General features: G+C 60.0%; 21 protein-coding genes, 5 pseudogenes and 1 other annotated feature. Of the genes and pseudogenes, 5 read left to right on the top strand and 21 right to left on the bottom strand.

The genetic code is table 11. The annotated features are described in order from the left end of the window. Positions 1 to 22 precede the first annotated feature (22 nt). Positions 23 to 439, top strand: a pseudogene (locus tag MB84_RS15135) (ISL3 family transposase); the annotation flags it as partial. Here the strand turns inward: MB84_RS15135 and MB84_RS31720 are convergent. The 5 genes and pseudogenes from MB84_RS31720 to MB84_RS29030 all read right to left on the bottom strand — a co-directional run. After that, positions 323 to 595 (bottom strand): caspase family protein, encoded by a 273-nt coding sequence (locus tag MB84_RS31720; RefSeq protein WP_425415866.1) that lies wholly within the window; start codon positions 593 to 595, stop codon positions 323 to 325. The pseudogene MB84_RS15135 and the gene MB84_RS31720 overlap by 117 nt on opposite strands. Positions 596 to 612: 17 nt before the next feature. Further along, positions 613 to 984, bottom strand: a complete 372-nt coding sequence (locus MB84_RS15140; protein WP_046292375.1) for a TIR domain-containing protein — start codon at positions 982 to 984, stop codon at positions 613 to 615. Positions 985 to 1,343: 359 nt separating this feature from the next. Next, positions 1,344 to 1,661, bottom strand: a pseudogene (locus MB84_RS29025) (integrase core domain-containing protein); the annotation flags it as partial. Between the two features lie 16 nt (positions 1,662 to 1,677). Then, the gene (locus MB84_RS15145) at positions 1,678 to 2,763 is read right to left on the bottom strand and encodes an IS110 family RNA-guided transposase (protein ID WP_046289963.1); all 1,086 of its coding nucleotides are present in this window, start codon (positions 2,761 to 2,763) and stop codon (positions 1,678 to 1,680) included. A 289-nt stretch (positions 2,764 to 3,052) separates the two neighbouring features. Beyond that, positions 3,053 to 3,972 (bottom strand): annotated as a pseudogene (locus MB84_RS29030) (IS3 family transposase); the annotation flags it as partial. Further along, positions 3,575 to 3,691: a sequence feature (AL1L pseudoknot), on the bottom strand. It overlaps the preceding pseudogene by 117 nt. A 238-nt stretch (positions 3,973 to 4,210) precedes the next feature. Between MB84_RS29030 and MB84_RS15160 the strand changes: the two are divergent. After that, entirely contained in the window at positions 4,211 to 5,194 is a 984-nt protein-coding gene (locus MB84_RS15160; protein ID WP_046290016.1) for an IS110 family transposase, read from the top strand. Positions 5,195 to 5,626: 432 nt separating this feature from the next. On the opposite strand, the gene MB84_RS15165 is transcribed toward MB84_RS15160, so the two are convergent. The 7 genes from MB84_RS15165 to MB84_RS15195 form a co-directional block, all read right to left on the bottom strand. Beyond that, positions 5,627 to 6,538 carry a sulfurtransferase gene (locus tag MB84_RS15165; protein ID WP_046292376.1) on the bottom strand — a complete coding sequence of 304 codons (912 nt, stop codon included), beginning with the start codon at positions 6,536 to 6,538 and terminating at the stop codon, positions 5,627 to 5,629. Between the two features lie 44 nt (positions 6,539 to 6,582). Next, positions 6,583 to 7,401 (bottom strand): ABC transporter permease, encoded by an 819-nt coding sequence (locus tag MB84_RS15170; RefSeq protein WP_052653413.1) that lies wholly within the window; start codon positions 7,399 to 7,401, stop codon positions 6,583 to 6,585. Next, positions 7,394 to 8,203: an ABC transporter permease gene (locus tag MB84_RS15175; protein ID WP_084009812.1), complete on the bottom strand. Its 810-nt coding sequence runs from the start codon at positions 8,201 to 8,203 to the stop codon at positions 7,394 to 7,396. Before MB84_RS15175 ends, MB84_RS15170 begins: the two co-directional genes overlap by 8 nt. Further along, a complete protein-coding gene (locus MB84_RS15180) occupies positions 8,200 to 9,009 on the bottom strand; it encodes an ABC transporter ATP-binding protein (protein ID WP_046292378.1) in 810 nt (269 codons plus the stop codon). The genes MB84_RS15175 and MB84_RS15180 overlap by 4 nt, the downstream gene beginning before the upstream one ends. Positions 9,010 to 9,011: 2 nt before the next feature. Further along, positions 9,012 to 10,052: an ABC transporter substrate-binding protein gene (locus MB84_RS15185; RefSeq protein WP_046292379.1), complete on the bottom strand. Its 1,041-nt coding sequence runs from the start codon at positions 10,050 to 10,052 to the stop codon at positions 9,012 to 9,014. Between the two features lie 67 nt (positions 10,053 to 10,119). Beyond that, a complete protein-coding gene (locus tag MB84_RS15190; RefSeq protein ID WP_211279308.1) occupies positions 10,120 to 11,454 on the bottom strand; it encodes an LLM class flavin-dependent oxidoreductase in 1,335 nt (444 codons plus the stop codon). Positions 11,455 to 11,657: 203 nt separating this feature from the next. After that, positions 11,658 to 12,125, bottom strand: coding sequence for a MarR family winged helix-turn-helix transcriptional regulator (locus tag MB84_RS15195; protein WP_052653417.1), 468 nt, complete (start codon positions 12,123 to 12,125; stop codon positions 11,658 to 11,660). A gap of 256 nt (positions 12,126 to 12,381) precedes the next feature. On the opposite strand from MB84_RS15195, the gene MB84_RS15200 reads away from it, so the two are divergent. Both MB84_RS15200 and MB84_RS15205 read left to right on the top strand, forming a co-directional pair. Continuing rightward, positions 12,382 to 13,038: an SDR family NAD(P)-dependent oxidoreductase gene (locus MB84_RS15200; RefSeq protein WP_245725378.1), complete on the top strand. Its 657-nt coding sequence runs from the start codon at positions 12,382 to 12,384 to the stop codon at positions 13,036 to 13,038. A 1,019-nt stretch (positions 13,039 to 14,057) separates the two neighbouring features. Beyond that, positions 14,058 to 15,059 carry an alginate lyase family protein gene (locus tag MB84_RS15205; protein ID WP_245725379.1) on the top strand — a complete coding sequence of 334 codons (1,002 nt, stop codon included), beginning with the start codon at positions 14,058 to 14,060 and terminating at the stop codon, positions 15,057 to 15,059. Positions 15,060 to 15,192: 133 nt separating this feature from the next. Here the strand turns inward: MB84_RS15205 and MB84_RS15210 are convergent, their stop codons facing one another. The 4 genes and pseudogenes from MB84_RS15210 to MB84_RS31475 form a co-directional block, all read right to left on the bottom strand. After that, positions 15,193 to 16,218 (bottom strand): aliphatic amidase, encoded by a 1,026-nt coding sequence (locus MB84_RS15210; protein WP_046292381.1) that lies wholly within the window; start codon positions 16,216 to 16,218, stop codon positions 15,193 to 15,195. 76 nt (positions 16,219 to 16,294) lie between these two features. Then, positions 16,295 to 16,663, bottom strand: a complete 369-nt coding sequence (locus MB84_RS29035; RefSeq protein WP_046292382.1) for an FmdB family zinc ribbon protein — start codon at positions 16,661 to 16,663, stop codon at positions 16,295 to 16,297. Between the two features lie 78 nt (positions 16,664 to 16,741). After that, on the bottom strand, positions 16,742 to 17,980 hold the full coding sequence (gene fmdA / locus MB84_RS15215; RefSeq protein ID WP_046292383.1) for a formamidase: 1,239 nt from the start codon (positions 17,978 to 17,980) through the stop codon (positions 16,742 to 16,744). A 72-nt stretch (positions 17,981 to 18,052) separates the two neighbouring features. After that, positions 18,053 to 18,493: pseudogene (locus MB84_RS31475) on the bottom strand (ATP-binding cassette domain-containing protein); the annotation flags it as partial. A gap of 54 nt (positions 18,494 to 18,547) precedes the next feature. Between MB84_RS31475 and MB84_RS15225 the strand changes: the two are divergent. Next, positions 18,548 to 19,798: an IS256 family transposase gene (locus tag MB84_RS15225; protein WP_046290551.1), complete on the top strand. Its 1,251-nt coding sequence runs from the start codon at positions 18,548 to 18,550 to the stop codon at positions 19,796 to 19,798. A gap of 41 nt (positions 19,799 to 19,839) precedes the next feature. On the opposite strand, the pseudogene MB84_RS15230 reads toward MB84_RS15225, so the two are convergent. From MB84_RS15230 to urtA, 5 genes and pseudogenes are all read right to left on the bottom strand, one after another. Beyond that, positions 19,840 to 20,094, bottom strand: a pseudogene (locus MB84_RS15230) (ATP-binding cassette domain-containing protein); the annotation flags it as partial. A gap of 14 nt (positions 20,095 to 20,108) precedes the next feature. After that, a complete protein-coding gene (gene urtD / locus MB84_RS15235) occupies positions 20,109 to 20,852 on the bottom strand; it encodes an urea ABC transporter ATP-binding protein UrtD (protein WP_039397531.1) in 744 nt (247 codons plus the stop codon). Between the two features lie 3 nt (positions 20,853 to 20,855). Next, complete coding sequence (gene urtC / locus MB84_RS15240; protein WP_046293851.1) at positions 20,856 to 22,052, bottom strand: urea ABC transporter permease subunit UrtC; 1,197 nt, start codon at positions 22,050 to 22,052, stop codon at positions 20,856 to 20,858. Positions 22,053 to 22,171: 119 nt separating this feature from the next. Beyond that, complete coding sequence (gene urtB / locus MB84_RS15245; protein ID WP_046293852.1) at positions 22,172 to 23,089, bottom strand: urea ABC transporter permease subunit UrtB; 918 nt, start codon at positions 23,087 to 23,089, stop codon at positions 22,172 to 22,174. 55 nt (positions 23,090 to 23,144) lie between these two features. After that, positions 23,145 to 24,416, bottom strand: coding sequence for an urea ABC transporter substrate-binding protein (gene urtA, locus MB84_RS15250; protein WP_046292384.1), 1,272 nt, complete (start codon positions 24,414 to 24,416; stop codon positions 23,145 to 23,147). Between the last annotated feature and the right edge of the window lie 30 nt (positions 24,417 to 24,446).

The raw sequence follows: 24,446 nt of genomic DNA on the forward strand, positions 1-24,446 counted from the left end.
CACCAGATTCGACAATAGCTCTCCCGCGCGCCGGGTCATCAAATCGAGCCGCTGGCTGTTATTGCGCAACCGCGACAAGCTAGACCGGCAGCAGGCCGTCCGGCTCGACGAATTGCTGCAAGCCAACCAGCCGCTGCTGACGGTCTATGTCCTGAGGGACGAACTCAAGCGGCTCTGGTTCTACCGAAGACCTGCCTGGGCAAAACAAGCCTGGCACCACTGGTGCGAGCAGGCCGAGCAAAGCGGAATAGCCCCCTTGAACACCTTCGCTCAGCGTCTGAAAGGCTATCTGCATGGCATCCTGGCCAGATGCCGACATCGTCTAAACACCAGCATCGTTGAGGGCATTAACAACACTATCAAGGTCATTAAGCGGCGCGCCTACGGCTACCGAGACCAGGAATACTTCTTCCTCAAAATCCGCGCCGCCTTCCCCGGTAATGCTCAATGAACCAAACATATTGCAGTCAAAGTTAATCGATCCGTCACCGTGCCTTTCCAGCACCGCCTTGACGGCATGCGCGTCATCAACGCATCCGTACAAGGCATTGCTATGCTCGTAATAATTTATTCCGACGATTAGAGCCATGCGCATGGTTACACCTCACCTCGTCAAATACCATCGATGAAATTTTTTATGGCATCCCAAGTCCACTGAACGGTATTGACGCCATCGATCTTGGTGTGATCATCCTTATAGATCCAAATACCCAAGACCTTCTTACCCTCCTCTCGGGCACACGCGATCTCCCATTTTTGTCCGGTTGACGCCAACGAATTTTTGCTTATCAGAGCAATCACTCCATCTGATCGACGAATTCGAGTACGAACCTTCTCCTTCCATTCAGATACGTAAGCTTCCTTGACAGACATGTCGATGTACTCAAATGGCGAATTCGTGTGAAGTGATTGCCCTTTCAAAAAATCACGCTGCCGTTCGTCCTCGATTGCAAAAGCAACAAAAACCACCTTCTTCCCCGACATACAACCTCCATACATTATGGTTTGAATTCATAGTCCATTGATCGGCCAGTTCTTCATAACTTTTTACTTTGAATCTTTAGACCGACTTCGGATAATCACACAAACGGCCATCATCTTCAATAGCGTGAACATCGAAAAATAAATTGCTTCCAATCCTATCCATGCCAGATATTTATGCAGGAATCCACCCTTCCGCTGACAAAATTCGCAACCATGTCCAGCCTATAGCTCCCCAAAAAAACACTCAAACGCGCCGATGCCAATCACTTTCTCCTATCAACATTAATAAACCGCCGTCAGAGGGAACACCTCGTTCACTTGCGTCTGAATCGCCCCGGCTTTCGAGGAGGCCGGTTGGTTTAAGTTAACGCAGGCGCTTCAGCAGTATTTCTGAGTTGCCTGTAGTAGTTTGCCTCAGCCTCGGCTGGCGGGATATAGCCCAGCGGTTCCATCAGCCGATGATGGTTGTACCAGGCTACCCATTCCAGGGTGGCGAGCTCGACGGATTCCTTCGTTTTCCAAGGCGCTCGCCGGTGAATCAGTTCCGTTTTGTATAGACCGTTGATCGTTTCCGCCAGGGCGTTGTCATAGCTGTCGCCGCGGCTGCCGACCGATGGCTCAATGCCCGCTTGGGCAAGTCGCTCGGTGTACCGAATGGAAACATATTGCGATCCCCTGACGCCCTTCTAAAGGTCAAGAGGTAAATTGGGTCTGCGCGATCTGGCGGTAACGTTGCCGGATGGCGTAGAAGACCTCTCGTGCGATATAGCGCTTGAGGCATCGAATCGCTTCAAGCTTTGAGTGGCCCTCGCTGACGCGTTTGGCGACATAGGCTTTTGTGCGATCGTCGGTTCGCAATCGACCGATGGCGATAATGTGCAGGGCGCTGTTGGCCGCGCGATCTCCACCGCGATTCAGTCGATGTCGTGTCACCTTGCCAGAAGACGCCGGGACGGGACTCACTCCACAGAGGGCGGCGAAGCTGGCCTCTGACTGAAGCCGGTCGCTGTTGTCGCCAGCGGTCAGTAGCAGTTGCGAAGCGGACTCATAGCCAATTGAATACCGGGAGACCAGATCGGGGGCGAGTTCATCGACCAGAGCCGCGATCATGACATCGAGGTCGGCGATCTCGTCGTGCAACTCGAGATACCGACGCCCCAGTGATTTTAATGCAATCCGGTTGGCAGAGATCAGGCTCCGATAGTCAGACAGATCGGGACGCCACGCGGCCAATGTTCGAATAAGCTGCATCCGTGTCATCTTGCGCAGCGATTCGCGTAACTCGTCAGGCGCGCTGATGATGGTACTGTGAATTAGTTGCAATGCAACGCGCCTCGCGGAGATGGCGGTCTTCCGGCAGACTTTCAGAACGCGCAGCGATTCAATCATGCCGTCGCGTGTCTTGGGCGTGACTGTACGCACACCAGCAAAGGCAGCATGCGCCGCGTTGCAAGCGTCCAGCGTGTCGTCCTTGCCGCGTTTGCGCCGGTCGCTCCTGTCGGGTGCCGTGACCTCAAGCACCGTTACGTGGGCCAGTTGAAGGTAGCGAAGCAAGCCCGCTCCGTAGGAGCCGGTGCATTCGACGCCAACCCGGGCAAGCTCTCCGAATGAGCGCATCCAGAGCAGCATCTGTTTGTAGCCATGCCGCGTGGTAGGGAAGCATTCACTGCCGAGCAGACGATCGTGTTCGTCAACGACAGCTGCAACATGCACGTCCTTATGGGTATCCACGCCGCCCACAACGTTGCGATATCCAGAAATAGCCGGTTCTTCTTTCATGAGCCTTGCTCCGGTTGCCGATGAGATTGAGGCGATTTCACCGGCATCGAGTACCTGGACAAGACAGTAAAGCGACAGAGCGTCAGGCCCTTCTTGAGTCACACGTATCGACGAGGCGAAACCTCGCCGCTCGGCGGTTCCGGACGATCGACAGGTCAGGGGAAAGACACTACGTCGATCGGAATGTGGGTCAGGTCGCCCGGAACGCTTTACGGCACCAAAAGTCGCCGGACAGCCCTCATTGAAAGCCGCGAGAAGCCCGGAAACATCTGATACCCGTATTCTTACTGTCGGAGTGATGGATCAGCGTCCCGTCGTCGCCCGGTTGGCGGGCATACAGCGCTTGTTCAAGCGCATCGAGTACGAAGTCGGTGCGCATGGTACGACTCACCCGCCAGCCAACGATGCGTCGTGCAAACACGTCGATGACGAACGCCACGTACAGCCAGCCCTGCCACGTCGAAACGTAGGTGAAATCGGAAACCCAGAGCTGATTCGGCCGGTCGGCTTTGAATTGGCGATTGACCCGGTCCAGCGGGCGAGGTGCCGAGACATCGGGAATCGTTGTGCGAACCCGTTTGCCGCGCACCGCGCCTTGCAATCCCAGCCGCTGCATCAGTCGCTCGACCGTGCAGCGGGCCACCCGAATTTGCTCCCGGTTCATCTGCCTCCAGACCTTGTCTGCGCCGTAGACCCGCATGTTGGCGTGCCAGACACGCTGGATTTCCGGGCACAGCACGTCGTCACGCTTGACTCGGGCGCAGCGCTTGGATGGATCGCGAAGCTGGGCAGCATGGCGCCAGTAACCCGACGGGGCAATCCGCAAAACCTTGCAGATCGACTCGACCCCGAAGGTGTCGCGATGCTGATCGATGAAGGCTTTCAGGACTTGATACGGCGGTCGAGCTCCGCCTGGGCGAAAAACGCGCTGGCCAGTTTGAGAATCTCGTTGGTCTTGCGCAATTCCTTGTTCTCGCGCTCCAGCGCCTTCAGGCGATCACGCTCGCTCGCGCTCAGGCCGGCACGTTCGCCGTTATCGATCTCGTCGCGCTTGACCCAATCGTTCAGCGTTTGCGGCGTGCAGCCGATCATCGGCGCAATCGACTCGACCGCCGCCCACAGCGACGGATGCTCGCTACGCTGCTCGCGCACCAGGCGCACTGCGCGCTCCCGGACTTCCGGGGAAAACTTGCTCGATCTCTTGTTCATGGCTCCATTCTCTCAAGAGTTGGAGCCTTGTATCTTCGTCTTCGTGATGGTTAGCTACCGTCACATGAGGTGAAGTGAGCATGTTTGGAGCCTGAAGGCTTGGACCTTGCTGTGGAGATAATGCCCTTCGCCTCGCCCTCACCAGCACAGACACTGAACGGTAGCCAAGGGCGTGGACCCTGTATGTACAAGGCAAGTGGGTGAGTTGGTATTGATTCCTCGATTAAGGATCAAATTGATGTTCTACCTCGGTATTGATGTTGCCAAAGCCAAGCTGGATTGCTGCCTGCTGGACATGACAAACGGCAAGCGTAGTACGAAGGTTGTTGCCAATAGCCGCGCCGGCCTAACCGATCTGTTGGGCTGGTTGGGCAAGAGACACACCGAGCCGAGCCACGTACATGTCGCGCTCGAAGGTACCGGCGTCTATCACGAGATGGCCGCGTGTGGCCTGCACGATGCCGGGCTCTCCGTGTCTGTCGTTAATCCTGCGCAGGTGCGTGCTTTTGCGACGGGAATGGGCGTGCGCACGAAGAACGACATGGTAGACAGCCACGTGTTAGCGCGCTTTGCGATGCACGCACAGCCAATGCGCTGGAGTCCTCCAGCGCCCGAGGCTCGCATACTTCAAGCACTGATGGCGCGCCGTGAAGCGCTTGCACAAGATCTTCAGCGTGAGCGCAACCGGCATGAGAAAGCGGAAATCACGGCTCCAACGGCGCTAGTCCTGCATTCGATTCTCGAGACGATCGAGTTTTTGGAGCGCCATTTAGCCAGCCTGCAACGCGAGATCGATGATCACATTGCTGCCCATCCGGGCCTTAAAGCAAACTTGATGCTGCTGCAAAGTATCCCGGCAGTTGGCCCTCAGGTAGGCCGCACGCTGCTTGCCATCATGCACGCGCGCCACTTCGATTCTGCAGAACAACTTGCGGCGTATCTCGGCCTGGTGCCGGTGCAGAGGCAGTCGGGATCGTCGATCCAGGGCCCTTCACGTTTATCGAAGGCCGGGCCGCCCAAGGTACGGGCAACTCTCTACATGGCGGCCGTCGTCGCTAAACGCTATAACCCCCACATCAAGGCATTGTGTGAACGCTTGGCAGCGCGTGGCAAATCCACCATGTCTATACTCGGCGCTGCAATGCGTAAGCTTGTGCATCTGTGTTTCGGCGTTCTGAAGACACGACAGCCTTATCGGGCGAACTACGTCGCAATCGCTTGACGGGCAAGACGGTATCTCCACAAAATCCGGGGCGGTTCACTTGAGGCGACACCGCATCTCTCGTGTGCGTCGACAAAACTGAGGGGACTTCGGTCCCCTTTTTCATGCCCGGCACTCTTGGAAAAGGACGTCGCGGCCACCCTCAAACCCCAGCAGATCCTGCTCCGCAACGCTTTCCCCACCCCCAGTAAACACGCGGATTTCCAGCCGATCACGTCCCGCCGATTTCGAAGCAATCCCTCGCCTAACCCCTTACCCCACAACGTTTTCCCAGCCAGACTTGAAAACCGGCGAAGGGGTAACCCTTCCGTGAGTTCGAATCTCACCGCCTCCGCCAATTTGCTTGTACAACGGCTCGACCGGCACACGCGTTTCACCCAAACGAAGCAATTCTTGCCGCATTGCGTCAAAGCGCAGCAACGAACGAAGCCACTACCCCGCCGTCACCTCAAGCTGCATCGGGAGCTCCGGTGCACTACCCCACTCTCCGAGCGATGCGTCGTAAAGGCGCACGTTCGGATGCGCGAGCTTCATGAGCGCAAAGACTACGAGGCTCGCCGACACCCCACCGCCGCAGTAAGCAATGACGGAGGTATCGTCGTCGATGCCCGCCGCCGCGAAGCGCGCACGCAGTGCATCGTCATCCAGAAGACGCCCGTCGGCGTCGAGCAAGCTGGCGGCCGGCATGTTGAGGCTCCCGGGAATGTGGCCGGGCCGCCCCTTGCGCGGCAGTTCCTCGCCGCTGTACTGCGGGGGACGAAGGGCGTTGATCAGGCGCGTCGCGGCGTCGCCATTCACCACACGTTCGACGTCTTCGCGCCCCGCCACATACGGCAGCATCGGCCCGGGCGTGAATTCGACACCCGCTGCCCGCTCGCGAACGACGTCCGCGCCCGACTCGACCGCGCGCCCCTCAGCAAGCCATCGCGGCCACCCGCCATCGAGCACGTGCGCATTCGTGAATCCATACGTTCGCAGCATCCACCAGACGCGCGTCGCCCACCAGATCGAGCCAGTGCTGTAGATCACGACCAAGCTGTCGTCGCCGATACCCAGCGCTTCGACGGCCGCCTTGAAAGCCTCCGGCGGTGGCAGCATCAAATGGAATCGATGGTGCCGGTCCGAGAGCTCCGCATCGATATCGATGAACCGTGCGCCAGGGATATGCCCTGCCTCGAACGCAGCACGCTCAGGCTGAACGCGCTGCTGAATCACGGGATCGACCACCATCGTGGCACTGCAATCGAACAGACGTAAATCCGGTCGGTGCAAATTTTCCGACAACCATTGTGTCGAGACCAGAAACCCCGGAAAGATCCCGGCCGAAGATACTTCACGCGCCATCGAAAACTCCAAAAATACACCCTGCCCTAGCGCTCATGAAGCGCTCATGCCTCGGCCCAGGCCGCAAAGCGGCGCTGCACGCGGGCAATGGCTGCGTCCGCCAGATAACCGACGAGCATCGTGACCAGCACGTAGGCGTACACCTGCGCCGATTGAAAGTAGCGCTGCGCCTGCACGATGGCTTCGCCCAACCCACCGCCAGTGACCATCTCTGCGGTGAATACGGTAATCAGGCCGATCGGCAAGGCAATGCGAACACCCGAGAGCAACGCCGGTACCGTCGCGGGCAAAATCACATGGCGGAACAGCGCGTCCTTTCGGGTGCCCAGGGACTGCGCAGCCCATCGCAACTTCGGCGAGACGAGCGAAGCCCCCGACTCGGCGGCCACGATGAACGGGAACACGCATGTGGCGAACACGAGCGCGATCTTCGACAGACTATCCATGCCGAGCCAAACGGTAAACACCGGGATCAGTGCAATTTTGGGCAGCGGGAAACCGAACGCCACATAAGGCGAGAGCAACCAGCGGAAAACGCGAAATTCGGCCATGGCGAATCCGAGCGGAATGCCCACGATGCCCGCCGCGACAACGCCCACCACCGCGCGCAGCACACTCGTGCCCAGGGTCGACGCAAGCTCGCCCGAGACGACGAGTTGCGCGAGCGTTGCAAACACGACGCCCGGTGACGGCAGGAAAACCGGCCGAACCCACGCATGGGCAGTGGCGAGATGCCAACCGGCGAGCACCGCGAGCAACACCAGCCAGGGTTGCGACAAGCGCCATAGCCGACGCGCCATTGTGCGCACAACGCGCGATCCCGCCGGGACGCTCACTTCCGTGAATTCGAGCGTATCAGCCATGTCGCCGTCCTCGTTGTACCCGCTGTCCGGATTCGTGCCAGCGCAATAGCACACCGGTCGACCACCGCAGCGAGGCGTCGAGCGCGTACGCCACGACGGTCGTCACAAAAAGCGCCGCGAACAGATAGTCGTAGCTGCCCTGATCGCCGTACTGGCCGATCAATTTACCGATGCCCTGATTCGCGACGATCATCTCGCAGGAAATCGCGACCAGCAGCGTGAACCCGAGGGCCACGCGCACGCCGGTCAGGATCTGAGGCAACGCCGCGGGCAACACGACACGCCACAGCAAACCCGCCCGCGATGTGCCCAGCGAGCGCGCGCTCCATAGCAAAACACGCGGCACTTCGCGCGCGCCACGCAGTGAATAGACGATCAGCGGCAACGCCGCAGTGATCGCAATGACGATGACGTTAGTCGCGCCGCCCACACCGAACCACAGCACCAGCAGTGGGATCAGCGTCGTTTTTGGCAACGCATACGTGCAGCGCACCACGGGCGTGACAATGCGATCGAAGACAGGCAGCAACGCCATCGTCAAGCCAAGCGGCACGCCCGTCAGGATGCCTGCGGCAAGTCCCCATGCACCGGCGCGCAACGTCGCGATCAGGTTAAGCCCGATCTCGCCGGTACGAACCAGATGCAACGTGGCAAGCCAGATATCGGCCAGCGAGGGAACAAAGCCGTCGGCCAGCCAATGGGCCGACGCGGCAGCCTGCCAGGCGACGAACAATACCGCGACGGCCAGCAACCCGGTCAACGCGGGCAGGCAGCGCTGCCTTGCCGCAAGCGCAGATGTCATGACGGCTCCTCCGTCGGCACGCCCCTCACCTGCTCACGCACCGACAGCCAGACGTCGTTGCGCAGTTCGGAAAAGCGTTGCGACAGCATGGTCGCCTCGCGCCCGAGCGTGCGATCCAGATCGACGTCCACACGCTTGACGATTCGGCCAGGCCGCCGTGACATGACGTAGATCGTGTCGGACAGATAGACCGCCTCGTCGATGTCGTGCGTGACGAGTAACGCCGTCTTGCCCGAACGTTCGAACAGGCGTAGCAATTCGTCCTGCATGAATTCGCGCGTTTGCGCATCGAGCGCGCCGAACGGTTCGTCGAGCAGGAGAATCTTCGGATCGCTCGCGAAGGTGCGTGCGAGCGCAACACGCTGACGCATGCCGCCCGACAGTTCGCGCGGATAACGCCGCTCGAATCCCTTCAGATGGATGAGATCGACATAACGCGCGACCGTATGTTGTATCTCGTCACGGCGCTTGCCCTTGCGGCGCAGACCGTACGCGATGTTCTCCGCAACCGTGAGCCACGGGAACAGCGCGTATTCCTGAAAGACCACCCCACGGTCCACACCCGGTCCCGTGATCCGTTCGCCAAAGGTCGCGCACACCCCTTGAGAGGCGTCGACGAACCCGCCGAGGATATAGAGCAGTGTGCTCTTGCCGCAACCGGAGGGGCCGACGAGCGAGACCAGCTTGCCAGCCGGGACATCCAGCGCAATATTGTCGAGCGCAACGACGCGCTCGCCATCCCTGTCGAAGACCTTCGACAGACCTGCGACGTGAATAGCGGCCGTGGTGTCATGCAGGGTGCTCATCGTCAGGCCCGGCGCGGGAGGTACGACGCGTCCACGTTCGCGGCAATCCTGACCGGCTTGGGCAACAGCCCCAACTGCGCCATCGCGTCGATGGGCGGCTGCAGGCTCGCGGCGGAGATCGTCGCGTTCGGATCGCGATAGAAGTCCTTGGGTGTGAGGAAGTATTCGTCGAGCGACGCGGCGGGCGTTTTTGCGAGGTCCGCGGTCAGCGCCACCACCTGCTTGCGATTGGCCGGATCGTAAATCCAGCGTTGCGCGTCGACGTAATCGGCCAGCCATGCCCGCACGGCAGCGGACTTTTCCGTGAGGAACCGCGAGCGTGCACTCTGGAACAGGACGGGATACGGCGGCACGACGCCGACCGCGTCGAACACCGTACGAATGCCGCCCTTCTTCGCTTCGTCGACCTGAAACGGCATGGCAAGCACGCCCACGTCGATACGCTTCTGGCGCAACGCCGGGCCGATGTTGCCGAACGGCATTTCGACCACGCGAACATCCTTGCGCGGATCCAGCCCGTGCTTTTGCAATGCGATGCGCAGAATGATGTCGACGCTGCCATTGAAGGCGTTGACTGCCACGCTCTTGCCCTTGAGATCGGCAATGGTGCGCACCGGGCTGTCCGCGAGCACGACGAACGGGTTGGACGCATAGCCTTGCACCGCGTCGCGATGGATTTCGGCAATGGCCGTCACGCCGCCCGGTATGGCGTCCTGCGCGACTGCGGTCGCCAGACTCGTAAACGCCAGCGTCCCGATGTCGGCCTGCTCGGCAGCCAGCAAGGTCGCCACGCCGGGCGTGCCGCGCGCCGTCGTCGTCTCGATCACATACTCCTTGCCATGACGTTTGAGTACGTTGGCCTTAAACCAGTCGCTGGTAATGACGGTTTCGAGCTCGCCGGGACCGACCACGCCCGCCGTCGCATAGCGAATCAGAGGCGGCGCGGCGCGTGCGATCATGGGAAACGACAGGGCGGTCGCCACCGCTGCGCTTTGCTTGATGAATTGGCGGCGCGAGTGCCGCTGGGTGTCGTCGTGTGCCATGAGATGTCGTATTGCGAGAAGCGTGAAATGGCGGCGATTTCAGATCGCCGTTCGGTGCATCAGGACGTCAGTGCGACGGGCGGGCGATGCCGAGGTGATCGCGAAGCGTGTCGCCCGCGTATTCCCGACGAAACACGCCTCGCGACTGAAGCTCGGGAATGACCAGGCGCGCGAAGTCCTCGACACCGCCCGGCAGGTAGGGCATCTGCACCATGAAGCCGTCACAGGCGCGTGCGTCGAACCATTGCTGCATGACCTCGGCCACAGCGCCTCCGGTGCCGTTGAAATCACGCAGCGGCCCGATGCCGTAACGCTTGCCGATCTCGCGCAATGACAGACCCTGCTTGCGCGTGAGTTCCGCCACTTCCTTGTAATGACCCTGCACGCCACCGACTTCCAGATCCGGCAGCACGCCGTCCTGCGGGAACGGCGAGAGATCGATGTCAAGCTGATAAGAGAGTGTCGAGAGACCGGCCTCCGGATCGCAGAGATCGTCGAGCAGCGCCTGTTTTTCGCGCGCAATCGCATCGGTCTCGCCGACGACCGGCACCATGCCCAGGAGAATCTTCACGTCGTCCGGGTTCCGACCGTGATGTGCGGCCCGGGCCTTAATGTCGTGATAGAAGGTCTGCGCCGACTCCTGCGACGAGTGCGTAACGAAGATAACGTCGGCCCACTTTGCGGCGAAATCGCGTCCGCGACTCGATGCGCCCGCCTGAATGAAAACGGGTCTGCCCTGCGGCGGACGGCTGACGTTGAGCGGCCCCTCCACGTTGAACCACTTGCCCCGATGCGAGATCGGGCTGACTTGCGCGGGATCGGCAAACTGAGGCGTCTCGCGATCGAGCGTGAGGGCGCCATCGCGCCAGCTGTTCCACAGCTTGCATGCGACTTCGACGAACTCGTCCGCGCGGTCATAGCGGTCTTCGCGCGAGAGTTGTTCCTCAAGCCCGAAGTTGCGGGCTTCCGCGTCCTGGAACGAGGTGACGATGTTCCACGCGACGCGTCCGGCACTCAGATGATCGAGCGATGCGAGCGCTCGCGCCACGTGAAACGGTGTGAAGTAGGACGTTGAAATCGTCGCGGCAAGCCCGAGATGCTGGGTACTTCCGGCAAGCGCCGAGAGTACGACGATGGGGTCAAGACGCAATGCGCCGAGTGCACCATGACGCAGCTGCGAGTCGAGGCTGTCGCCCAGTCGGCGCGGCAGCGCCTGAATATCGGGCAGGAAAAGCATGTCGAAGCGACCCGCTTCGAGCAAACGACCAATTTCCTGATAGAAGCGCACCGACAGAATGTCATGCTGCGCAGACGGGTAACGCCAGCCGCCGTGATGGCCGGAGACCGGGCCGGCCATGACATAGGCGGCCAGATGCATTTGACGCGAGGATGCGTTCGACATACTGCAAAATCCGAAAAGACGTGTTCGACAATCGGCGCGCGGAAGAGCCTTGGGCTACGCCTGTCTCAGTCTTCCCGGAGCACTGCCAATACTTTGAGGCGGCACCGGAGAACGGTGCCGCCTGTTCGAAAGCAGTATATGGGTGCCTGACTTGTTAACAAATTCGAATCGCTGCTAAGCAAATACTGAAAACCGATGCTGCCTCATGTCGTCAGGCGTTTGGGCTCGCCCTGCCCGACCTCCTGTAGGGCCCGCGCGTAAATTGCAAGCCCTCGAACGACTGCGTCCCGTTCCGCTTCACTCATATGATCCAGCGCGCCACTGACCTGGCGTCTTCCGAACGCGTGGATCGCGGCGAGCGTACGTCTGCCGCGCGGCGTCAACGACAACAGTTTTTCGCGCGCGTCGTCTCGACCGGGCGTCTCCTTCAGTTCCCCTGCGATCACCAGTTTTCGCACCATTCGGCTAACGCTCGACCTGTCCAGCCTCAGGTATTCGCCCAGATAAGCGGATGTCACCGAGCGCCGGGCGCCGATTTCCATGATCGCGTGAACAGCCGACGCCGAATACCCCGTCTGCGCGAGCGTTGGCTGCATGAATCCCAGCTCACGCACCATTTGCCGCGAGGCCGCACGTATGCTGTCGAGCAATTCGATGTCGTATTTTGGCATGGTTGATATCTCGCAATAATGTTGTACGATACAACTAATATCTTACGCCCTGTCGACATCCCGGAAGGTAGAAATTCGCAGAGATGGGACGCTGACGATTCAGGCAATCTCACAAAACCCCGGAGGCCTTATGCAGCCCGAGAAACGTGGTTTTCGACGTCCGCGCATGGAGAGGCAAGTGGGTCTGGTCACGGGCGGCGGAAGCGGTATCGGTCGTGCGACGGCCATCTAAATGGCCAGCGAGGGCGCTGCGGCCGTGATCATCGCCGGGCGGCGTCAGGAGGAAGGCGGGGCCGTGGCAGCGGAATGCCGGGCGATGGGGAGCGATGCCATTTTTGTGAAAACGGATGTGACGCGCGAAGAGGACATCGCACACCTCATTCACATCGTCACGACCCGATTCGGGCAACTTGACGTTGCGTTCAACAATGCCGGTTTTCAGGAACGACGCGCGCCCATCGACGCTCAGGACGCTTCGGTCTACGCCAGCGTATTCGATACCAACGTACGATCGGTGTTTCTTTGCCTGAAGCACCAAATTCCGGCGATGGAAAAAAGCGGGGGCGGACGCGTCGTCATCAACGCCTCTGTCAGTGGCGTGAGAAATCCCAATCCCGGTCTGGCGCTTTACTCGGCGTCCAAAGCCGCCGTCATCTCGTTAATGCGCTCGGCCGCCATGGAATGCGCGCCACGGGGCATTCGAATCAATGCCGTCGCGCCAGGGCGGGTGGTCACCGACATGATGGTCGCTTCCGGCATCGCGGACATGTCCAGCGTTGCTGCTGCGCTGCCATTGCGGCGGATGGGCCAACCGGAAGAAGTCGCCGAAGCGGTCATCTGGCTGGCCTCGGACGAGGCGTCCTATATCGTCGGCCACGTTCTGACCGCCGACGGCGGATTTCTTGCGTCTTAGGAAAACCCGCACGCGTGCATGGTTCAAAGGATTCTCAGCCTGCGACAAATCACACCGCACTGACCTTTCTGATGAACCGCTCCCCTCCCAAAAGCGCCAGAATGCCCGAACACACCGCAAGTTCGAAGCGCTCCCCCCGAATAAGAAGTGAAGAAGAAATAAGACGCCAAAACGAAAACAATAAGCGCCAGCGATCTTAATTCTGAATCGGCGCCATCCAGATCCACCATCTCATTACCAGCACTCCGTGCCTTAATTAAATTCCCAAACACAAACCATAGATAACGGAAGATAAAAACCGATGAAAATCGAATATGCCGAAACCAGATTCTCATCATCCAAAAATAAAATCACACCTAAAACGAACAAACATAACAAATACCACCTTATCTGCCGCACTCTTATTAACATGCTGCCACTTCAATCATAAAAAATTCTAAAATTCGGTATTTTCGAACATCCCCCACGCAACCCCGTATCACCACGAAGCTCGCGATCATTATTGCGGCCCGAGCCTGCGCACAGTGTGGATAATGTGAGGAGAAATTCAGCAATCTCCGGCACCGGCGTCACACCTTGAGATTTTTTTGAATTCGATTGAATTTATTGATTCCGCAGCACATGCCAACCGTCGAAAATTGAGAATCCGTCGTATTTTTATCGATTCAATTCAAATGAATCTGCAATGAAGGAAAATAGGCTTTCGGAGGCACGCATCGTCATTTCCCTCACACCGGTGACCACTCATATCGACACGTAAGTGTTCCGCCATAAGATGAGTTCTGGCGAGACGAGCTATCCGTCGTGAAGCGAGGCCCGTGCAGTGCAAGGCCATGACATCCCCTCAGTCATCCAATTCGGATCATCTCGCTTTCTTTGAGGCGGCCTCACAAACCAGGCACGCTATCTACCGCTTTCTGTCAGGCATACATGCCGGAGATCACTCCATGTTTAACCGTGCCCCTCTTATGCCCCCCCGCCTTTCATCCCCCTGTGCCGCGAAGCCCCGCGCGCGCCGCGTGGCCACACTCGCTGCACTCGCCTGCGCCATGATGGTTAGCGCAACGTCGTTCGCTGGCGAGCTCGATTGTGCTGCGCCTCCGACGGCCAGTCGCGACATTCGCGCGCTCGGCTATTACACCGATGCGGCGCGCTCCAGGATTGATCCGCAGTTGAAGGCGCAGAACGAAGTCGCCGTCAAACCGTTGAACACCTTCACGACCAAACTCGGTGATATGACCGACGCGCTTATCGGGAAACATGACGTGGAAGCTGGCAACTGCGCCCTTTCCTGGCTCGACGACTGGGCGCGCAACGACGCCATGCTGGGCACCATGGAACACGTCAACAACGACCAGTCCGACTACATGCGGCAGTGGACACATGGGGCCGCAGCGCTGGCTTATCTGAAAACGAAATCGCTCGCGACGCCCACAGAACGTCATGAGATCGAAACCTGGCTCAAGAAACTCTCCAGCGCCAACATGACGTATTGGGACGACCCGAAACACAAGCGCAATAATCATTACTACTGGACCGGCGTCGGCATCATGGCCACGGCAATCGCCACCCACGACCACACGCTGCTCAAGACGGCTCAGAGTATTTATCGCAAAGGGATCGACGATATCCAGCCCGACGGAAGCCTTCCGATGGAAATGGCTCGTAAGCGTCGCGCACTCCACTATCACGATTACGCGACGGCCCCCCTCGTCTTGATGGCAGAGCTCGCCCGAATCGATGGCAGCGACTGGTACTCGTATCGCAACGGGGCCATCGAGCGTCTCGCCGAACGGGTCGCTTCCGGCTATCGCGATCCGTCATGGTTCTCCGAGCAAGCCGGGGCGAAGCAGGAGAAGGCGGAACCCAAGGGATCCAGCGGCTGGGTGGAGTTCTACCGACTGCGCTCGCCCCATCCCGCGAACTTCGACGAAATGCATAGCTATGGCCCGTTCGAGGATCCACGCATGGGTGGGAACCTGACGCTCATGGCGAAGGACGGCATGGTCCCCGCGCACTAATCCCGAAAGACAGAAGCGGGGGCGGAGTCGGCGAAGCGATGCCGCTTACCTCCCCCGCGCAGACAAGGCATGTGAGCGCGCGGCACGCCCCCCGTTGCCTGGGACGCCACGCCGCGCCGGAGCCGGAAGGTGACTATTGCGCGTGAGGAATACCGTCTATCGGGCACTCCGCCGTGCCCGGTGTGCTGCGGGTCATCGCCTCCACCTTGCGTCGCGTGCCTTCGGGGTCCATCACCCAGTCCCGATAGAAACCGAACGGGCATTGCGCCACGCCATTCACGCTCTCACCCGAATTGATACTCCCCGTGTATCCCCGATGAAGCAACTTGTATAAATGATTTTGCGATTGCATGTGCTTGCGCGCGTCGCGAATCGCACTGACGGACAGCTCGGCATACTGCACCCCCATCTCCTCCTCGCCACATTCCCCTAACGTCCTGCCATCGAAGCCGACGATCGCCGAATGGCCGAAGTACGAATAGACACCGTCCCAGCCGGTCGCATTCGCCACCGCCACATAGGTGTTGTTCATCCATGCCATCGCTTTTGCCACGAGCACTTGCTGGTCCTTGGCCGGATACATATACCCCTGACAGCGCACCACCAGCTCGGCCCCGTTCATCGTGCAGTCCCGCCATATCTCGGGATAGTTGCCGTCATCGCAAATAATCAGGCTGATCTTCAGCCTCTTGGGTCCCTCGGTCACATAAGTCCGGTCCCCGGGATACCAGCCTTCGATGGGCGTCCACGGCATGATCTTGCGATATTTCTGCACGATCTCCCCGCGATTGTCGATGAGCACCAGCGTGTTGTACGGCACCTTGTTCGGATGATCCTCGTGTCGCTCGCCCGTGAGCGAAAACACGCCCCAGACGTTCGCCCGTCGACAGGCCGCAGCGAAAATATCGGTCTCCTCCCCCGGCACCGTCGACGCCGTATCGAACATCTCCTGTCGGTCGTACATGATCCCGTGCGTGGAATACTCGGGAAAAATCACGAGATCCATACCGGGCAACCCCTGCTTCATGCCGACCACCATGTCGGCGATCTTTCGCGCGTTTTCCAATACCTCGGCTTTCGTGTGAAGTCGCGGCATCTTGTAGTTGACGACCGCAACGCCGACGCCGTCGCGGCTACTCGAAATATCCCCATGTCGCATGGAACCCCTCTCCTTAAAGTGTCGCAATCGATTCGCACAGCCGATCCGCGAGGCCGCAGCGAATCAAGTCAATGCATCAATGACTGATCATCCAGGGCCGCCCCTGCGGACGTTTCAGCCCACCCGCCGCACCGGTGCCACATATCGCCCCGGTCCCGCCGGATGCCCCAGGCAGTGACGCCTTTGAGCCTGAGCAGCAGCTACACCCTGGCCGGTGCCGAGACGAAGGCCCGTCGCCGGAATGACGCGGCGCATGGGCTGCCCGCTCGTTCGTCGCGTGTGCCGTGCGACGCGCGCTCCCCATCAACGCCAGCGACGGCGCCGTGATCACGCGCGATCCCTCACTGCCGCATGCCGGGCAGTGGCACGCCGTGTCGCGATCCGCGATACGGCGCATGACGGCGAACGGTCCGCACGTCGCACATTCGAAGTCGTAAATCGGCATCTCGGCCTCCTGCTGCCTTATCTTGTTTGCGAAAGTCGTCGGCGCTCACTCATGACGACCCGTGCGACGCACGCGGCATCATGCCTTTACCAGATCCGGCGAACACGGCATGTCCACACCGCCTTTCACATGACGAATCGGTCCATCGGCATTGGGACGAATGTCGAAGTCGAAGATCTGCGTTGGCAACCACAACGTCGCACAGGCGTTCGGAATATCGACGACACCGCTGATGTGCCCCTGCACCGGCGCACATCCCAGCAACGAATAGGCCTGCGCCCCCGAGTACCCGAACTTCTTCAGATACTCGATGGCGTTCAGACACGCCTGACGGTAAGCCACCGTGACATCCAGATAGTGCTGCCCGCCCTGCTCGTCGACCGAGATACCTTCGAAAATCAGGTAGTCGTTGTATGCCGGCGTAATGGGGCTCGGTTGAAACACGGGATTTCGAATACCGTACTTCGCCATGCCCCCCTTGATGACATTCACGCGCATGTGCACCCATCCCGCCATTTCGATAGCGCCGCAGAACGTGATTTCACCGTCGCCCTGGCTGAAGTGAAGATCCCCCACGGAAAGGCCAGCACCGTCGACATACACCGGGAAGAACACCTTCGAGCCGCGCGACAGATCCTTGATGTCGCAGTTGCCGCCATGCTCGCGCGGCGGCACTGTGCGCGCGCCCTGCGCTGCGGCCTGATTCCGCGCATCGCCCGTCAGCTTTCCCATATGTGCCGTGGCGGCAAAAGGCGGGTTGGCGAGCGGCGGGACGCGATCCGGTTCCGTTGCGATGAGACCGACTTCGCGCTCGTTCCAGGTCTGGAGCAACTTCGGATCCGGCAGACAACCGATCAGCCCCGGGTGAATCAGCCCGGCAAAATTGACCCCCGGGATGTGGCGCGAACTCGTATAGAGCCCGTGAAAATCCCAGATCGACTTCTGTGCGTGCGGAAAGTGGTCGGTGAGGAAACCACCGCCATTCGTCTTCGAGAAGAAGCCGTTAAAGCCCCACTGGCTATCGGACTTTGCGCCGATGTCGAGCAGGTCGACGACCAGCAGGTCGCCCGGCTCGGCACCATGGACACCCACCGGCCCCGATAGAAAATGCACGATGGACAGATCGATGTCGCGCACGTCGTCGGCACTGTCGTCGTTCTTGATGAAGCCGCCAGTCCAGTCGTACGTTTCGAGAATGAAATCGTCGCCGGGATTGACCCAGCACGCCATCGGAATGTCCGGGTGCCAACGGTTGTGCACCTGCTCGTTTTCGTACGCGGATTGGTTCAGGTCGACCTTGATGAGAGTTTCGGCCATTGCACTCGCTCCTGATATTAAGTGCCGATGTGGCACACACCGGCCATCGAATTGACGCCACCCGGCGCCGGGTTAAACAGAGAGGTATTCGCGAATGCGGTTGGTATCACCGGCCTCGCGCGTACTTTGATGAACGAAGCGCCCGCCTTCGATCACGAACAATCGGTCCGCAACGTCCATGGCGAAGCTCAACACCTGTTCGGAAACGACGACGGCGATGTTGCGCGTCATACGTATCTGGTTGAGCGCGCGGGCGATGTCCTTGATGACGGAGGGCTGGATACCTTCGGTCGGCTCGTCGAGCAGCAGTACCTTGGGGTCGGTCGCGAGCGCACGGGCAATCGCGAGCTGCTGTTGCTGACCGCCGGAGAGGTTGCCGCCTTTGCGGCGGCGCATGTCGAACAAAACAGGGAACAGTGCGTAGAGATCGTCGGGAACCGACTGACTCCCGGCATGCTCGAGCCCGGTTTGAATGTTTTCTTCGACGGTGAGCGAGGCAAAGATCTGGCGCCCCGGGCCTGTCATTAATTTCGTGTTTGAGGCATAACATGTCGCCAAGGAGTGACTATGCCTCGCAAACCGAAGACCCCGCCGGTAGAGCTACCGGCAATTCCCGCTGAATTGCTTGAACAATTCGGTAACGGCCCGATGACGGCCGAAGCCATCCACGCCGCGACGCTTGCGCTCAAGAAGGCGCTCATAGAACGCGCGCTGGGGGGCGAGCTCAATCACCATCTCGGCTACGCGCCTGGCGCGGCCAAACCGGCCAGCGTGACCAATCAGCGCAATGGCAAAGGCGCCAAGACGGTTCTGACTGAAGGCGGCCCGATTCGCATCGGGGTGCCCCGCGACCGTGATGGCAGCTTCGAACCACTGTTGATCCCCAAACACGAACGACGCTTTACAGGCTTCGACGACAAGATAGTCGCCATGTACGCCCGGGGTATGACCGTGCGCGAGATTCAGGGCTTTGTTCTGGAGCAGTACGGCACCGAGGTCTCGCCCGAGTTCATCAGCTCAGTCACTGACGAAGTGATGGCTGAAGTCACGGCGTGGCAGGCTCGGCCACTTGAGCCGATGTATCCGGTCGTGTTCTTCGACGCGCTGCGCGTGAAGATCCGCGAGGATGCCGTCGTGCGTAACAAGGCCATTTATCTCGCGCTGGGCATTCTGCCCGACGGCACGCGCGACATCCTGGGCCTGTGGATCGAGAACACCGAGGGGGCCAAGTTCTGGATGAAAGTGTTCAACGATCTGAAAACGCGCGGCGTGGGCGACATCCTGATTGCTGTGACTGACGGCCTCAAAGGCATGCCCGAGGCGTTAGCCGCGGTGTTTCCAGCGACGACGTTGCAAACGTGCATCGTCCACCTGATCCGCAACAGTTTGGATTACGCGAGCTGGAAGGATCGTAAGGGGCTGGCCGCCGCAATCAAGCCGATCTATACGGCACCAAGCGCCGAGGCGGCTCTGGCCGAATTGGACGCATTTTCCCAAGGGCCGTGGGGCCAGAAATTCCCGCCGGTCAGTGCCGCGTGGCGCAATGCCTGGGATCGTGTCATTCCGTTCTTCGCGTTCCCGCCCGCTGTGCGCCGGGTGATCTACACAACGAACGCTATTGAGAACATCAACTCGCAGCTTCGCAAGATCATCAAGACCCGAGGCCATTTCCCAACCGATGATGCGGCAACAAAGCTGATCTGGCTGGCGCTGCGTAACATCACCGCAGATTGGGGCCGCGCCGCTCAAGATTGGAAGACAGCTATGAACCAATTCGCTATCCTTTACGAGGATCGTTTCGTCCGGCCATCCGTGTAAACCTCAACCCCGCCTTGAACACGGAATTTCTGACACCCCCGGCGCCCCTGCGGGACATACCCGATACCGCTCGCCACACGCCGGTAGCTCTCCGCTTTCGAGACATCCACGCCGCCGACCCGCACGGTGCCGCGATTGGCGGGCAACATGCCGATCAGCGATTTGAAGAGCGTTGTCTTACCCATGCCGTTGCGGCCCATGACCGCCACGCTTTCACCGCTGGCGACGGTAAAGCCGATACCGTGCAGCACTTCGCTCTGGCCGTAGCTGACGACCAGATCGTCGACTTCCAACATGATGTGTCCTCCGATCAATGCCCAAGATAAACATCGATCACGCGCGGATCGGACTGCACCTTGGCCATTGGGCCTTCGGCGAGGATCTTCCCCTGGTGCATGACGGTGACCTTATGCGCGATACGCTCGACAAACGCCATGTCATGCTCAATGACGATCATCGAGCGATGACGGCAAATCCGGTCGAGCAACTCCGCCGTCAGCTCACGCTCGCGCGCGCTCATGCCGGCGATCGGCTCGTCCAGCATCAGAAGCTCGGGGTCCTGCATCAGCAGCATGCCGATTTCCAGCCACTGCTTCTGGCCGTGCGAAAGCAGACCGGCTTCAAGATCGAGCAACGCCGCAAGGCCGATTTCGTCGGCGACCGCGCGCACGCGATCGGCAACCTCGGCGTCGGTCCGGTAGAAAAGCGCGCCCAACACACCCCGCCCGCGTGGAAACGACACTTCGAGGTTCTGCGCCACGCTCAGGTTTTCGTAAATCGACGGCGTCTGGAACTTTCGTCCGATACCTTTGTGCACACGCCGAAACTCGGCGAGCTTCGTGATTTCTTCGTTACGGAACTTGATGCTGCCCGTCGTCTCCTTCGTCTTGCCGCAGATGAGATCGAGCAACGTTGTTTTTCCCGCCCCGTTCGGGCCGATGACAACGCGCAGTTCGCCTCGCTCCAGATACAGATTCAACGAATCGATGGCTTTGAACCCGTCAAACGACACGCTCAGATCTTCAATCGCCAGAAGAAAGTCGGTGTTGCTCATGTGTCACGCCTCCCTTTTCTCAACGCCGAGGAACCGGCGAATGCGCGGGCGCACGTGCGCCTCGTAGAGTCCTGCCAGACCGTTCGGGAAGGCCATCACCACACCGATGAACATGGCGGCCATCAGGTACAACCAGAGGTTCGGAAAGCTCTCGGAAAACCAGCTCTTGCCGAGATTGACGAGGATCGCGCCGTATACCGCGCCGACCAGCGACATCCGCCCCCCGACTGCGGCGTAGATCACCATCTCGATGGACGGCACGATGCCGACAAAGGACGGCGACATGAAGCCGACCTGGAGTGTGAACATCGCGCCGCCGACCGCCGCAAGCGTTGCCGCAAGGCAAAACGAGAAGACCTTGAACATCGAGACGTCATATCCCGAGAAGCGCACCCGGTCCTCCTTGTCGCGCATGGCCAGCAAGAGCGTGCCGAGCTTGCCTCGCTGCACCCAGCGACACGCCAGCAACGCGACGATCAGCAGCGCCGCGTTGACGAAATAGAGAATCAACTTCGCGTGGTCTGTCCGAATGTCCCAGCCAAGCAGCGTGCGCAGGTCGGTAATGCCATTCACGCCCCCGGTATATCCCTGCTGCCCGATGATCAATACAGAAAGAATCAGGGCGACAGCTTGCGTGATGATGGCGAAGTACACGCCCCCCACACGTCGTTTGAACATTGCGTAGCCGATGACGAATGCGAGCGCAGTCGGTACGACCAGGACCGCGATAACCGATAGCGGAAGGTAGTGGAACGGTCGCCACCAATCGGGCAATGCCGTGAGCTGATTCCAATCCATGAAGTCCGGAATGCCGGGGGTGGTCTGCGTACTCGTGGCCGCGGCACTCGATGCCTCGAGCTTGAGAAACATCGCCATCGCATAGCCCCCGAGGCCGAAGAAAACGCCCTGACCGAGGCTGAGCACCCCACCGTAACCCCATGCGATCACCAGCCCGATGGCGACGAACGCATACGTCAGGTACTTGCCCATGAGGTTCAGCCGAAACGTGTCGAGCGCTATCGGGAACACTACGACAATCAGTAGCGCGAGGATCACGATGCCCGCATAGCCCGATGCGTCGAAGCGCGCTGCGAGCGCGCGCCAGCCACGGGGCGCGACGCGCGACTCGCACGCTTCGCGCGCTTCGCCGGCCTCGGCCCGGAGGGAGACGCCGCCCGTCGCCGTTTGGATGGGTTCCATGTACATCTCTCCTTACAGATGAATCGGTTGACGATCGTTTGGTGCGATCGCCGCGTGTTGGCTGGCGCTGCGCGAGGTGTCGGATGGATTCATTCGGATAAGCATTTCGGATGAGCACGTCAGACGCGTCGCACCTTTGACGCGAACAAGCCTTGCGGGCGCAACATCAGAATGACCACAACGGTCAGCAGCGTGAGGACACGCGCGATAGAGCCGGATAGGAAGAACTCGCTGATCGACTGCATTTGCGCAATGCCGAACGCAGACGCGACCGTGCCGAGCAGGCTCGCTGCGCCGCCGAACGTCACGACCAAGAACGAATCGACGATGTAGAGCGAACCGCTGGTGGGGCCGGTCGAACCGATCGCGGTGAACCCCGCCCCCGCTACCCCCGCAATACCGCAGCCAATGGCGAACGTCATGCGGTCGGTGCGACGCGTGTTGATGCCTGCGGCGTTCGCCATGGGCCGGTTCGCGACCGTCGCCCGCACCCGTAGCCCCCAGCGCGAGCGGTAAAGCGCGAGCAGCAAGCCCCCTGTCATCACAAGCGCCAGCGCCATCACAAACATGCCGCTGATCGGAATATCGAGGCCCGGTGTCGGCTCCCACGACCCCATGAGCCAGTCGGGCAGCGCGGGGCTGACCTCCTTGGGGCCGAACGTCGAACGGAACACCTGCTGCATGCCAAGGCTCAGGCCCCAGGTAGCAAGCAGTGTGTCGAGCGGGCGACGATACAGGTGACGGATAAGCGCCCATTCCGCGAGCCATCCCGCACCAAAAGCGAGCACGAAGGCGGCGACAATGGCGAAAAAGAAGTACACCGGCGCAAACACCGGCCAGACGTTCTGGGTCACCCACGAGAACATGTAGACGGTATAGGCGCCAATGGTCATGAACTCGCCGTGCGCCATGTTGATGACGCCCATCTGCCCGAAGATCACGGCGAGCCCGAGCCCCATGAGCAGGAGAACGCTGAACAGGCTCAGTCCGGCGAAGCCCTGCATCAGAGTGATATTGAAAATGTCGTTGGCTGACATCTGACGCTCCTCGCGCGACGGCCTGGCGGCCATCGCGCCTGTGCAGGTTGACGGATTACATGTAGCCCTTCGGGAACGGATCCGGATGGATCGGCTCCGGCGAACTCGCCACGACTTTGAACTGACCGTCGGCCTGCCCTTCACCGATCAGCGAGCGGCTCCATAGGTGGTGGTTGGCGTCGACCTTGGCGTAGCCTTGCGGTGCATTCGCCAGTTCGATGTCCTTCGAAGCGGCCACCACCTTGTTCACGTCGAAGCTGCCCGCGCGCTCGCACGCGGCTTTCCAGATCCACGGCCCGAGGTAAGCGGCCTGCGTTACGTCGCCGATCACCGACTTCGCCCCATAGCGCGCCTTGAAGGCCGAAACGAACTTCTTGTTGTTGTCGTTATCCAGCGACTGGAAGTACTTCATCGAGGAGTAGAAGCCCGCGAAGTTTTCTCCGCCGATGCCGAGCACTTCGTCTTCCGTCACGGAGAGGGTGAGCAGGAACTGTTTCTGAGGCGTAATACCCGCGGCCTTGAGTTGCTTGTAGAACGCTACGTTCGAGCCGCCCACCACCGTCGCGAAAATGCAGTCGGGGCGCGCGAGCTTGATCTTGTTCATCAGCGAATTGAATTCAGTGGTACCGAGCGGGTAATACTCCTCCCCGACGACCTTCGCGTGCAGATGCTGCTCGATGTGACGTCGCGCAATCTTGTTCGACGTGCGCGGCCAGATGTAGTCGGAGCCGATCAGGAAGAAGGTTTTGGCCTTCTTGGTATTCGACGCCCAGTCGAGCGCCCAGAGAATCTGCTGCGTGGCTTCCTGACCGGTGTAGAAGACGTTCTTGGACTGCTCCAGACCTTCGTAGAACGTGGGGTAGTACAGCAACCCGTTGTCCTTCTCGAACACGGGAAGTACGGCCTTGCGCGAGGCCGATGTCCAGCAGCCGAAGACCGCCGCCACGTGGTCGTTCTCAAGAAGCTTCTTCGACTTTTCGGCGTACGTCGGCCAGTCGGAGGCGCCATCTTCCTGAATGATGTTGATTTTGCGGCCGAGCACGCCGCCCATCGCATTGATCTGCTCGATAGCAAGGCGCTCGGCCTGAATCGACCCCGTCTCCGAGATCGCCATCGTGCCGGTCGCGGAGTGCAACTGACCGACCGTGACGGTGGTGTCCGTCACGGCGAGCCCCGTCGTATTGACCTTGGCCGTCGGCGGCACCTGCGCGAACGAGGTGCGCGGCAGGCCAAGCGCCATGAGCGGCGCGGCAGCCAGGCCACCGAGCAGTCGTCTGCGCAACGGGGAAGCCATACGCTCGTCATCGAATTGATCGTCTGCGGACATCACGTTCTCCTGGTCTTGGGCCCTGTGCAA

This window comes from Pandoraea oxalativorans (assembly GCF_000972785.3).
Lineage (GTDB): Bacteria > Pseudomonadota > Gammaproteobacteria > Burkholderiales > Burkholderiaceae > Pandoraea > Pandoraea oxalativorans.